General features: G+C 68.6%; 13 protein-coding genes, 1 tRNA gene and 1 pseudogene. 6 read left to right on the top strand and 9 right to left on the bottom strand.

Features of this window, described 5'->3' with window-relative positions:
* The first annotated feature begins 4 nt into the window (after positions 1-4).
* From ACGFSB_RS17785 to ACGFSB_RS17765, 5 genes are all read left to right on the top strand, one after another.
* The gene (locus ACGFSB_RS17785) at positions 5-1,594 is read left to right on the top strand and encodes a NuoM family protein (protein ID WP_393399700.1); all 1,590 of its coding nucleotides are present in this window, start codon (positions 5-7) and stop codon (positions 1,592-1,594) included.
* Positions 1,591-3,132 (top strand): NADH-quinone oxidoreductase subunit N, encoded by a 1,542-nt coding sequence (locus tag ACGFSB_RS17780; RefSeq protein ID WP_393399697.1) that lies wholly within the window; start codon positions 1,591-1,593, stop codon positions 3,130-3,132. Before ACGFSB_RS17785 ends, ACGFSB_RS17780 begins: the two co-directional genes overlap by 4 nt.
* Positions 3,133-3,317: 185 nt before the next feature.
* Positions 3,318-4,181, top strand: a complete 864-nt coding sequence (gene htpX / locus ACGFSB_RS17775; RefSeq protein WP_393399695.1) for a zinc metalloprotease HtpX — start codon at positions 3,318-3,320, stop codon at positions 4,179-4,181.
* Positions 4,178-4,570, top strand: coding sequence for a YccF domain-containing protein (locus ACGFSB_RS17770; protein WP_393399692.1), 393 nt, complete (start codon positions 4,178-4,180; stop codon positions 4,568-4,570). The genes htpX and ACGFSB_RS17770 overlap by 4 nt, the downstream gene beginning before the upstream one ends.
* A 67-nt stretch (positions 4,571-4,637) precedes the next feature.
* Positions 4,638-4,904: a GlsB/YeaQ/YmgE family stress response membrane protein gene (locus ACGFSB_RS17765; RefSeq protein WP_393399690.1), complete on the top strand. Its 267-nt coding sequence runs from the start codon at positions 4,638-4,640 to the stop codon at positions 4,902-4,904.
* A 102-nt stretch (positions 4,905-5,006) separates the two neighbouring features.
* Here the strand turns inward: ACGFSB_RS17765 and ACGFSB_RS17760 are convergent, their stop codons facing one another.
* Positions 5,007-5,498, bottom strand: a complete 492-nt coding sequence (locus tag ACGFSB_RS17760) for a YajQ family cyclic di-GMP-binding protein (RefSeq protein WP_393399687.1) — start codon at positions 5,496-5,498, stop codon at positions 5,007-5,009.
* A gap of 202 nt (positions 5,499-5,700) precedes the next feature.
* Between ACGFSB_RS17760 and ACGFSB_RS17755 the strand changes: the two genes are divergently transcribed.
* Positions 5,701-5,782 (top strand) — tRNA-Tyr (locus ACGFSB_RS17755).
* A 155-nt stretch (positions 5,783-5,937) separates the two neighbouring features.
* Here ACGFSB_RS17755 and ACGFSB_RS17750 read toward each other — a convergent pair.
* From ACGFSB_RS17750 to ACGFSB_RS17715, 8 genes and pseudogenes are all read right to left on the bottom strand, one after another.
* Positions 5,938-7,299 (bottom strand): tyrosine-type recombinase/integrase, encoded by a 1,362-nt coding sequence (locus ACGFSB_RS17750; protein ID WP_393399685.1) that lies wholly within the window; start codon positions 7,297-7,299, stop codon positions 5,938-5,940.
* Positions 7,299-7,502 carry a helix-turn-helix transcriptional regulator gene (locus ACGFSB_RS17745; RefSeq protein WP_393399683.1) on the bottom strand — a complete coding sequence of 68 codons (204 nt, stop codon included), beginning with the start codon at positions 7,500-7,502 and terminating at the stop codon, positions 7,299-7,301. Before ACGFSB_RS17745 ends, ACGFSB_RS17750 begins: the two co-directional genes overlap by 1 nt.
* Positions 7,503-7,842: 340 nt before the next feature.
* Positions 7,843-9,384 (bottom strand): YfjI family protein, encoded by a 1,542-nt coding sequence (locus ACGFSB_RS17740; protein WP_393400178.1) that lies wholly within the window; start codon positions 9,382-9,384, stop codon positions 7,843-7,845.
* A 69-nt stretch (positions 9,385-9,453) separates the two neighbouring features.
* A pseudogene (locus ACGFSB_RS17735) lies at positions 9,454-9,780 on the bottom strand (DnaB-like helicase N-terminal domain-containing protein); the annotation flags it as partial.
* Between the two features lie 180 nt (positions 9,781-9,960).
* Positions 9,961-10,302: a hypothetical protein gene (locus tag ACGFSB_RS17730; RefSeq protein WP_393399681.1), complete on the bottom strand. Its 342-nt coding sequence runs from the start codon at positions 10,300-10,302 to the stop codon at positions 9,961-9,963.
* Positions 10,303-10,371: 69 nt separating this feature from the next.
* Complete coding sequence (locus ACGFSB_RS17725) at positions 10,372-10,980, bottom strand: hypothetical protein (RefSeq protein WP_393399679.1); 609 nt, start codon at positions 10,978-10,980, stop codon at positions 10,372-10,374.
* Between the two features lie 16 nt (positions 10,981-10,996).
* Positions 10,997-11,191, bottom strand: coding sequence for a hypothetical protein (locus ACGFSB_RS17720; protein WP_393399677.1), 195 nt, complete (start codon positions 11,189-11,191; stop codon positions 10,997-10,999).
* A 91-nt stretch (positions 11,192-11,282) separates the two neighbouring features.
* Positions 11,283-11,585, bottom strand: coding sequence for a hypothetical protein (locus ACGFSB_RS17715; RefSeq protein WP_393399675.1), 303 nt, complete (start codon positions 11,583-11,585; stop codon positions 11,283-11,285).
* Positions 11,586-11,610: the final 25 nt, after the last annotated feature.

The following is an 11,610-nucleotide window of genomic DNA, read 5'->3' as shown; positions in this document are numbered from 1 at the left end:
AGCCGTGATCGATATCAGTGAATCCGTGATGCAGCTTCTCCTGGCGTTGATCGTGGTCGGCCCGCTCATCGGCGCCGTGGCGGCTCTCCTCCCGGCCCCGCCCGGACTGAAGGGGAAGTCGCCCGACCAGGCGGTGCTCCGCCACGGCGTGGTCGTGACCGGCGCGATCCTCATCGCAGCGATCGTCCTCGCGCTCGGCTTCAACCATGACAATCCGTCAAAGATGCAGGCCACGACCGATATCAGCTGGATCCCCGCACTCGACGTGCGCATCCACCTCGGCATCGACGGCATCTCGCTCCCCCTCCTGGTCCTGACCGCGCTCCTGACCTTCCTCTGCGCGCTGTACTCCTACTTCAAAATGCCGTCGGGCCCGTCTCCCAAGGCATTTGTCGCGCTGATCCTCGTGCTCGAGTCCGGCACCCTCCTGACCTTCGCCGTCCTCGACCTGCTGCTGTTCTTCCTCGCGTTCGAGATGGTCCTCATCCCGATGTACTTCCTCATCGCCCGCTGGGGCGGCGCCCAACGCACGCAAGCGGCTTGGAAGTTCATCCTCTACACGCTTCTCGGCTCCGTCGTGATGCTGCTCGGTCTCCTCCTCATCGGCCTCAAGTCCGGCACATTTGACATGGTGGCACTCGCCACTGACAACGGCCGGGGCCTGACCACATCCGTGCAGGTCATCGCCGTTCTGGCGATCGGGATCGGGCTCGCGGTCAAGACGCCGATGTGGCCGCTCCACAGCTGGCTGCCGGACGCGCACACCGCCGCGCCCACCGTCGGCTCGGTGCTGCTGGCCGGCGTGCTGCTGAAGATGGGCACGTACGGATTCGTGCGGATCCTGCTGCCCATCGCGCCCGACGGGATGCACACCTTCGCGCCGTACCTCGCGGCCTTCGCCGTGGTCGGGATCATTTACGGTTCGCTCGCCTGCCTCGCGCTCGCCAAGCAGGGCGCGAAGGGCGATCTCAAGCGCCTCATCGCGTACTCGTCCGTGGGCCACATGGGATTCGTCCTGCTCGGCATCTCGACGATGAGCCCGACCGGCGTGAACGGCGCGCTGTTCGCCAATATCGCGCACGGCCTCATCACCGGCCTGCTGTTCTTCCTCGTCGGTGCGCTCAAGGACCGCACCGGCACGAGCGACCTCGACACCCTCGCGCAGGAATCGGGCGCCGCGCTGTACGGCAAGGCCCCACGCCTCGGCGGTCTCCTCGCCTTCGGCGCGGTCGCCTCGCTCGGCCTTCCTGGTCTCGCCGGGTTCTGGGGCGAAATGCTCGCCCTGTTCGGCGCGTTCAAGCCCGCCGACGACCTCAGCCGCCCCGCCTTCCTCACCTTCATGGCGATCGCCGCCTTCGGCACCCTGCTCACGGCCGCGTACATGCTCATCGTCGTACGCCGTGTCTGCATGGGCCCCATGCCGCAGGGCGCAGCCAAGACCGACACCCCGGCGCTCGCCGACGTCCAGGGCTATGAGTTCGCCGCCTGGACCCCGCTCGTCGCTCTCACCGTCCTCGCCGGACTCTGGCCCGCCGCTCTGCTCGGCCTCACCGACCCGGCCGTGCAGCAGCTCCTCGCAGGAGGCAAGTCGTGACCGTGGCCGCCGAAAGCGCCGCCAATGTGGTCCAGTCCGTCGACTGGCTCGCGATCGCTCCGCCCACCATCGCGGCGGTCGTCGGTCTCCTCGTGCTCGTCGCCGACCTCTTCGTGGGCGACAAGAAGAAGGCGCTGCTCGGCTGGATCTCCGTGGCGGGTCTTGCCGCCGCCGGACTCTCCCTGCTGCCGATCCTGAACGACGACCGGTCGACCTTCTGTCTGACCGGAGTCGACGCGGACGCTTGCAGCTACACGGCCGACCGCTTCACACTCGTCATCCAACTGCTCGTCATCGGCGGCGCCCTGCTGGCCGCGCTGCTCTCGATGAGCGCGCTCAAGGACGCGAACGGCACGGACAAGGAACTCCCCGAAGGGGAGTTCTGGTTCCTGCTGCTCTCCTCCGCCGCGGGTGCCGCGCTGCTGCCCGCATCGCGTGACCTCGCGACCCTGATCGTCGCCCTCGAAGTCGCCTCGCTGCCCGCCTTCGCGCTCGTCGGCCTCAGGCACGGCGACAAGCGGTCATCCGAAGCGGCCCTGAAGTTCTTCCTGTCCTCCGTCACCGCGACCGCCGTGACGCTGATGGGCGTCAGCTTCGTGTACGCCGCGACAGGCACCCTGCACCTCACGGAGATCGCCGCCGAGCTCCAGCACGTCGACGGGCAGCTGGACACACTCGCCCAGGCCGGCGTCGCCCTCACCCTCGTCGGCTTCGCCTTCAAGGTCGCCGCAGTGCCCTTCCACTTCTGGGTACCCGACACCTACGTAGGCGCGCCGTTGCCCGTCGCCGCCTACCTCTCCGTCGTCGGCAAGGCGGTCGGCTTCACCGGCCTGATCCTCGTCACCGTCGTCGCCTTCCCCTCGTACGCGGACGTATGGGGCCCGGCACTCGCCGTGCTCGCCGCCCTCACCATGACCGCGGGCAACGTGGCAGCGCTGCGCCAGCGGGCCACGCGCGCGTACAGCGCGGTCCGCCTGCTCGCCTGGTCCTCGGTCGGCCAGGCGGGATACCTCCTGGTGCCGATCGCGGCTGCCGGATACGCCGACAACCCCGCGGAGGCCGAGAAAGCCGTCGGCTCCACCGTCGCGTACGCCCTGATGTACGCGGCCGTGAACCTCGGAGCCTTCGCTGTCGCAGCGCTCGTCGGCCGTACGCAGCTACTGAACCGCGTCAGCGACTACCGCGGCCTGTACGCGCGAAGCCCCCTCGCGGCCCTGGTGCTCGGCTTCTTCCTGCTCTGCCTCGCGGGCCTGCCCCCGGGCATCATCGGCCTCTTCGCGAAGGTCACCGTCTTCTCGGCGGCGGTCGACGCGGGCCTCGGCTGGCTGGCCGTGGTGATGGCCGTGAACGTGGTGATCGCGCTCTTCTACTACCTCCAGTGGACCGCGCTGCTGTTCCGCGCCCCCGAGGGCGAGCCGGTCAAGCACCGCGTCCCGGCACCCCTGACGGCGGCCATCGCCCTCACCGCGGTCCTCGGCATCGCGCTCTCCGGAGCACCCCAACTCATCCTGAGGTTCTCCGACACCGGCCTCTTCTGACGAGTCCCTTCTCCGAAGGGCCGCTCGGGCATCACCCGAGCGGCCCACATCGCTGCCGCACCGCTCCTGCACGCACAAGGGAACTAGTGCTCCCCGCCTGGCGTTGACCAGTACGGGAGGGTCCACTGAAGAGTGGAAGCACCAGTAGCCAGAGGGTTCCCCCACGCACCACAGGAGGGCGTACCGTGCACCGCCGGCACAACGGGCTGAAGACCGCCGTACTCCTCGGGGGACTGTCCGCTCTCATCCTCGTCATCGGCAGTTTCTTCGGACGTACGGGCTTGATCGTCGCGCTCTTCGTGGCGCTCGGCACCAATGCGTACGCGTACTGGAACAGTGACAAGCTCGCTCTGCGCGCCATGCGTGCGCGCCCGGTGAGCGAATTCGAGGCGCCCGAGCTGTACCGCATGGTCCGCGAGCTCTCCACCCAGGCCCGTCAGCCCATGCCCCGCCTCTACATCTCGCCCACCGAGGCGCCGAACGCGTTCGCGACGGGCCGCAATCCGCGCAACGCGGCGGTGTGCTGCACCGACGGCATCCTGCGCCTCCTGGACGAGCGTGAACTGCGGGGCGTCATCGGCCACGAGCTCAGCCATGTCTACAACCGCGACATCCTGATCTCGTCCGTCGCGGGCGCACTCGCGTCGGTGATCATGTTCCTGGTCAACTTCGCCTGGCTGATCCCCATCGGCAGGTCGAACGACAACGAAGGCCCCGGCATCTTCGGAATGCTCCTGATCATGCTCCTGGGTCCGCTCGCCGCCTCCGTCATCCAACTCGCGATCAGCCGCTCCAGGGAGTACGAGGCCGACGCGTCCGGCGCGCAGCTCACGGGGGACCCACTGGCCCTCGCGAGCGCCCTGCGTAAGCTCGACGCGGGCACGAAGCAGCTTCCGCTGCCTCCTGAGCCCCGCCTCGAGACGGCAAGTCACATGATGATTGCGAACCCTTTCCGTCCAGGGCAGGGCATGTCCAAGATGTTCTCCACGCATCCGCCGATGGCGGAGCGCATTGCCCGGCTCGAGCAGATGGCAGGTCGTAACCAGTGAAGACAATCCTCAACGTCATTTGGCTCGTCCTGTGCGGCTTCTGGATGTTCCTCGGCTACGTGCTGGCGGGGTTGCTCCTCTGCATCACGATCATCGGCATCCCGTTCGGCCTCGCGAGCTTCCGGATCGGCCGCTATGCCCTGTGGCCCTTCGGCTACACGACAGTTGAGCGCCGCGACGCGGGCGCGCCGTCCTGCGTCGGCAACATCCTGTGGCTGATCCTCGCGGGCTGGTGGCTCGCGATCGGCCACATCGTCACCGGCTTCCTCCTCTGCGTCACGATCATCGGCATCCCGCTCGGCGTCGCCAACTTCAAGCTGATCCCGGTGTCGTTGATGCCGCTCGGCCGCGAAATCGTGCGCACGGACCAGCCGTTCGCGACGCGCTAGCGGAACCGCACCCGTCCCTTGTGACGTCCTTCAGGACAACAGCACGAAGAGGGGCAGGTTTCACCGCATGGGCATCATCAGCTGGATCGTTCTGGGGCTGCTGGCCGGTGTCGTGGCCAAGGTCCTGCTGCCGGGCCGCGACCCGGGCGGCTTCATCGGCACGACCGTCATCGGCATCGCGGGCGCCTTCATCGGCGGCTGGCTCTCCGCCCGCTATCTCGACCGCCCGATAGCCACCGACATCTACGACGGGGCGACCTGGGCGGCGGCGATCGGCGGCTCACTCGTCCTGCTGGTCGCCTACCGCATCTTCTTCGGCCACTCGCGCCGCTGAGGCGCCGTACCCCCGATCTGCGGCCAGCAGCAAGGGCGGGCACCCGGTCCGGGTGCCCGCCCTCCGCCGTCGTACGGCTATCCAACCAGTAGGTACTGGGAACTACCTGTAGTTCACGAACTGCACCGCAAAGTCGAAGTCCTGCCCCTTGAGCAGCGCCTGTACGGACTGCAGGTCGTCGCGGCTCTTCGAGCTGACCCGCAGCTCGTCGCCCTGGACCTGCGCCTTGACGCCCTTGGGGCCCTCATCGCGGATGATCTTGGCGACCTTCTTCGCGTTCTCCTGGGAGATGCCCTCTTCGATCGAGGCGAAGAGCTTGTACTCCTTGCCGGACAGCTGCGGCTCGCCCGCGTCCAGCGACTTCAGTGAGATCCCGCGCTTGATCAGCTTGGACTGGAAGATGTCGAGGATCGCCTTGACCCGCTCCTCGCCGTTCGCCTCCATCAGGATCTTCTCGTCGCCGGACCAGGCGATCGAAGCACCCGTGCCCTTGAAGTCGTAGCGCTGCGAGATCTCCTTGGCGGCCTGGTTGAGGGCGTTGTCGACCTCCTGCCGCTCGACCTTCGAGACGATGTCGAAACTGGAGTCGGCCATGTCCTGTGGCTCCTTGTATCGGGGTCTGCGTACTCAGCTGGTGCACGGCCTTCGGTCCCTGGCCGCATCCGCAAAGCCTAGCCACCGCCCCCGCGCCGGGCACTGATCAATCGGGTGGCGAAGCACCCCTGTCCATCGGGTATCGTTTACGTCGTTGCCACGGAGCGCCCGCGTCAAGCGGACGATTCCAGGCAGCGACCCAGGCGGTGTGCCCGAGCGGCCAAAGGGAGCAGACTGTAAATCTGCCGGCTCAGCCTTCCCAGGTTCGAATCCTGGCGCCGCCACAGGGAAACAAGAAGGCCCCTGGTCTGCCGAAATGGCAGACCAGGGGCCTTTTTGCTGTGCGCTCCCAGAGGGGTGGGACTGTCTCACTCTTTCTCGGTTTCGAACGCTCCGTCTCAGAGTGTGTGGACGGCGCGTGGACGGGATTTCCGGGCCCTCAACCTCGCCCGTTCAGCCGAGCGGAGATCTTGGCGTTTGCGGCCTCGTCTCCGTCGCTGAGGAACTTCGCGTACACCCGGAACAGCACGGCGACGCTATGCCCCGCCCGTTTGGCCACGAGCTGAGGCTCCACACCGGAGCTGAGCCATGTGGAGACCGCGGCGTGACGAAGGTCATACGGGCGCTTCGCGAGTGTCGACTCTCGTTGAGCGGGCGTGAGAGCCCGCCTACGAGCCTCTGCCCAGACCTCCCCATAACCGGTGTCCTGGATAAGCCCGCCACGGCTCGTCCGGAACACGCGGCCGTCGGGCGCGGTGCCGTACGCCGTGATGTGCCAGCGCAGTAGCGCGACTAGCTCCGGTGGGATGGGGACGGCCCGCATAGCTTTCCGTGGGCGGTGCTTCAGGCCCCGCTTGTCGTGAGCCTCGCCGCTGTCCGTCCACGCCGACCCCGAGCGCGGGCGTGTTTCCCGCAACCGCAGGGCGCCCCAGCCTCGGCGTGGGAGGTCGCAGTCCTGCTCCCGCAGGCCGATCACTTCGGCCGGACGCGCGGCCCCGTAGTAGATGCACCCGAAGAACGCAATGAGTCGGCGCCCCCGAGGGCTCTGCTCGCGCACGGCCTTCAGGAGTGCCGCGCCCTGCTCGGGGTCCGGCACGCATTCCGGGTCCACCTCTTCCTCGACTTGCTCCGGAAACTTCCAGCGGACCTGGGGGAGCGGGTTGTCGTTCAGAAGGCCGGCGTCGACCGCATAGACGAGCGCGTTGTGGAAGATTGCGCGCTTGCGGCGGATAGAAGAGGCCGCGGCGGTCGTGCCGTCCAACTTCTTCGTGAGAGCGTCCAGCGCGGTGCGTACCTGCATCCGGTCGGCGAGTGCTGAAGTGGGGAGCGACTTGCGCTCGAACCAGGCGAGCGTCTTGGCGACTTCCGCTGGCGGTTCCTGATCCCATCGGTTCTTGTTGAACGCCCAGCTATAGAGCGCCGTGCGGACGGCGTGGACGTCGGGCATTCCCCTCGTGTCCTTGACCAGTGCAGGTGTAACGCTCGCCATGGCCTCGGCGAGCGTCCGCCGCGTGGAGCCGGGGGCGTGGGTCCACTTCATCTCGATGTACCGGCGGGCGTGCTCGTACCAACTGATGTCCCGTTCCTTGGCCACCAGCGATTTGGGAAGCCCGCTGGCCACCTCGAAAGGCTCGCCCTCACGGGCCGCTGTGATGAGCTGGGCGCGTCGGCTCTCCGCGAGGCCCAGGGTCAGGAACGACTCGGAGTGCGGCTTGGCGCCGACTTTCCAACGGAGCTGGTATGGCTTCCGGTAGTCGCGCTTTCGGATCGCCCAGACCCGCACGGTGTAGCTCCACTCCACTACGCAGCCTCCATCGTGTTGAGAAAGTCGTCCAAGTCGCTGCGCCAGACGCGCAGATGTCCGTTCGGAAGGCGGTGGGCCTCGGGGCCCAAGCCGCGATTGCGCCAGCGGTACCAGGCGGCGCGGCTGATGCCGATTTCGTCCAAGACGACGCTCAGAGGGAGGAGTTCGTCGGCGGACTTGCGCTTGCGAGGCGTGGTCATACGCGGGTCTCCTCTGCGAACTCGGGACCGTGCGGAGAGAGGGCCAGTGCCGCAGAAACCGCAGAATCCGCAAAAAGGTGGGTGCGGACGGCCTGATCTGCGGTGTCGGAGGTGTGGGGGTGGTTGCCGCAAAAATCGCGGGAATCGCCGCAGAAATAGGCGGCGGGGCCGGGCACGTGCTGAGGTCCGGCGGCGGCGCTGATTTGTGCGGCGGGTTCGCGGGTTTCTGCGGCGGCGGGGCGCGTGGGGCGTCGCCGCAGGTGGGTGGGGGTGGGTTCGGGTTTCTGCGGACTTTGCGGTTTCTGCGGCGGGGGCCCCATGCGGGAGCGGGTGCGCGGGCTCATGCCTTGGCCTCCCACACAGTGGGGTGGATGACGTAGCGCGGGGCCGGTGGGCGTCCGCGCTTGCCCGTGCGGGGCGGGGTCTCGCTACGCAGGTAGCCGTGCTCCTCCAACAGAGCCACGGTGGGCTCCAGGTCGGCGACCGTGGGGAACTCGGAGCGGGAGACCTTGGCGAACAGGTCGCGTCGGGTCACGCTCTCCCATCCGTTGTCCCCGATGACGGACAGGAGACTGCGGGCGCGGGCAAGAGTGGCGTCGGCGCCCATGAGGTCGAACACGGTCAGGGCGTGGGCGGCGAAGTAGTCGCCCAGCTCGATCGCGGCGTTCATGGTGTCGGCGCTGATGGGCTGGGTGTATCCGTTCTCCAGGTGCTCGCCCAGGTGCAGCAGGCCCGCGATGCGGGCGGTGGCGCCCACGAGCTTGCTGGCCCACTCGGTCACGTGGCCAAGCCGCCCGCCGCGGGCTCGGAGCTGCGGCTCCACGCGCTCGTTGTACGTGCCCAAGACCTCATCTGCCTCGGGGGTGAGGCGCAGGACTGCGGGGTCAGTCCAGTCGGCGAGCGAGAGGGTGAGGGCGGTGACGGTGCGCTCGTACGCTTCGGCGACGGGCTCGGGGACCTGGTCGGGGTTGGCCTTGCGGTAGCCGACCAGGGATTCCGGGAGCGCGTACAGGAAGCGGGCGAGCAGGCCGCGGCCGTCCATGACGCGGTTCTGCCCGATGTCCTTGAGGACGGACGGCTGGACCGCCAGGCCCATGGTCAGGGCGGGAGATTCGATGTTCTCGGAGCGGGTGCGCCGGTCCACGCGCAGCCAGTCCCCGGCGTGGCCCTTGAGGAAGACCTCCATGTTCGGGGTGCCGGAGTAGCGGCCCGCGATGATGTCGAAGATGCCGCCCTCGGCGGACATCACCGACAGCCGTCCGCCCTGTTCGCTCATGAGCGTGGTGACGGTCTCCGGGGTGGAGTCGTCGGCCAACAACCGGGGCTCGTTGGGGACTTCGAGACTGTCGGCGGCCTGCGCGAGCGCGATGGCCTCTGCGGTCAGTCCGTCGCGCTCCATGCCCTCGGCCTTGGCGGCTTGGGTGGCGGCCTTGTCGGCAGCCTCGCGAGCCATCTTGGCGGTCACCTCCGCCTCGGCGATGCGCCCGGCGGCAGAGGACACGAGTAGCTTCTCCGCGGCCCGCAGCGGGGACGTGAGAGCCGCGAAAACGGCTGACTTACGGTTGCCGGGAGGAAGCGCGACGACCGTGAACAGGTTCGTCGGCTCGCGCCAGCGCCCGCGCAGTTGGACGATGACGCGTCCGCCAGCCGCCGTGGCGAGCACCGCCAGGGCGAGCGTCCCGGCAAGGTCCGCCGGGGTCTGCGTCTCCTCCGCTACCGCGTCCACGAACTCGCGCAGCCACGCGGGCAGGACGTGGCTCGGGAATGGCGGGAGCTGCGGCTGCGTGGTGAGCGGGATCGGCTCGCCCCACGTTCCCGGCAGGGTCTCGGCACTGAGCGCCAGGGCCTCGCGCAGATCCTCGGGGGTGGCGTCCGGGGTCATCCCGGCCTGTACGAGGCGGGTGCCTGCTTCGATGCTGCGGCGGCGCTGAGCGTGGCCGTGGACGATCTCCGCGTAGTGGGCGGCGTTCGCGGCGGTGGGGACGGCCTGGACAAGGGTGTGGAGGTACGGCCGTCCGCCGACGCGGGGCAGGTCGCCGGTCTGTTCGAGGTGGTGCCCGAGCGTGATCGGGTCGACCGCCTGCCCTTGGCTGTGCAGGTCGAGGATGGCGCGGTGGATCGTCTCGTGAGCGGGCCGGTAGTGGTCGGCCGCATCCATGACCGCCGTTACCTCGGCGATGGCATCGGGGGCGAGCATGAGGGCGCCGACGATGGCCTGTTCGGCGTCGACGTCATTGGGCGGGACGCGGGTGAAATCATCGGTGGTGCGGTCACGCATCGGCAGCACACGGGCGTGCTGTCCGTGCGCGGGCTCAGGTGTCATGCTGGGATTTCTCCTTGTTCTGTTGGAGGGACGGGAGAAACCGGGCGGGCGCGGTCTTGTGGTGAGAGGCGCCCGCCCGGGCTTATCTACGGCTCGTCGTCGGTGCCGGGCAGGGGCCCGGACCAGCCGATCGGGCTAGACGCGCTGTGGGCCTTCTTCAGGGCGGCGGTGAGCACGTCGGCGTGCTCCATCGCGTCGCGCAGTGCGGTGATGGCGTCGCCCACGTGCTGCCGTGCCGTGGTCGGCGGTCAGGTGGCCGCTCGCGTCCATGGCATCCAGGGCCTCGGCCGTCTGGTCGAGGGACTGCGGCAGGCGCTGCGCGAGGGACACGAACGCGCCGATCACGTGGTACGCCGTGCCGGGGTAGGCGATGGCCGACGCCGCGTCACGGCGGGGGTAGGTCGCGTGGTTGAACTCGCGGATGGCTTCGGCGGCGTGGCGGATGAGGGCGTCGGGGTGAACGGGCTTGTCGGTCATGGAGGTTGAGTCCTTCCGTGGGCGTTCAGAGGTCAGTGAGGGTGGCGGCGACCTTCTCGGAGGTGGGCATCAGTGCTCCATGTCGTTGTCGGCGGGGGTGAGTTGGGGCAGGCCCGCATCGGCAAGGGCCTTGGGGTCGAAGCCGGGCAGAGCAGCGCGGGTGAGCAGGGCGGTGGCGAGCTGTTCGGCGTAGGCGGCGCCGGTGCGGGCCACCTCGATCTGCGCTCCGGCCCGCAGGGCTTCCACGCGCTCGATGTGGGCGTGTTCCTCGCGCCGCTCGGTGGTGTGCCGTTCATGGGCGACACGCTCGCGGTGGTCGGTGCGCCAGTAGCGGGCCGCGAGCCCGTATGCGACGACGGTGGCCAGCACCCACAGCAGCAGCGGCAGGGAGAGACCGTCGGAGTATCCGGCGACACCCGTAAAGGCCAGGGCCCCGGACGTGGCGAACGCCGTTCCGGCAATGACGCGGTCTCCGGCGAAGCCGGCGGAAGCGAAAGCGCCAGCCGCCCCGGCGGCGAGGGACAGGGCGGCCATCAGCACGGCGTTGCCAGCGGAGTGCTCGGCGCCGTTGGCGTTCCAGATCCTCGCCAGGATCAGCACGGTGGAGGTGGCCAGTGCGGGGGCGGCCTTGGGCGCGATGATGGCGAGCCAGTGGCGGGCCACAATCTGTTCGTTCACGGCGGTGTCCTCCTTGTCAGGGCCGCAGGTTGCCGAGCGCTTGGGCGAGCGCGGTGCACAGGTTGCGAATCGGCTCATCCGCGCCGGTTCCGGCGGTGAAGAACCCGAGCAGGAACAGGACGATGGCGGGGCCGATGCCTCCGGCCTTGGCCTTGACGATGAAGATGGCGGCGATGCCGAACAGGAGGATCGCGGAGAGGTTGACCGCCATGGGCGGGTGCTCCTTTGCGTTCAGCGGGCGGGGCAGGACGTGAGCAGCAACCCGAGGGCGACGCCGATGAGCGCGAGGCGCAGGATCGCGCTCATGCGGTCGGCGCCTTCCGGGAGCCCGCGGCCTTGGCGGCGGCTTCGTCGGCGGCGCGGCCCGCGCGGTAAGTGCGGGCCCACAGGTTGTAGAAGTGGCGCCCGACGCGTATGCGGATGCCGTTGCCGTCGCACTTGCGGCAGTGCTTGCCGCGCTTGGGCTTGCCCTTCTTGGTGTAGGTGAGCTGGAAGCCGAGTCCGTCGCACTTGCGGCAGGATTTCCAAGGGGAGGCCGCGCACACTCCGATATAACCGAGCGTGTACAGAATCAAGAGGGTGCTAGCGAGCAGGGGAAGGGTCATGGGAGCCTCTCAGGGCGGGTTTCGG

The organism is Streptomyces sp. NPDC048441, assembly GCF_043200235.1.
Classification (GTDB): Bacteria; Actinomycetota; Actinomycetes; order Streptomycetales; family Streptomycetaceae; genus Streptomyces.
The sequence above is the reverse complement of the archived record's forward strand: the minus strand, read 5'-3'. Positions and strand labels throughout refer to the sequence as shown.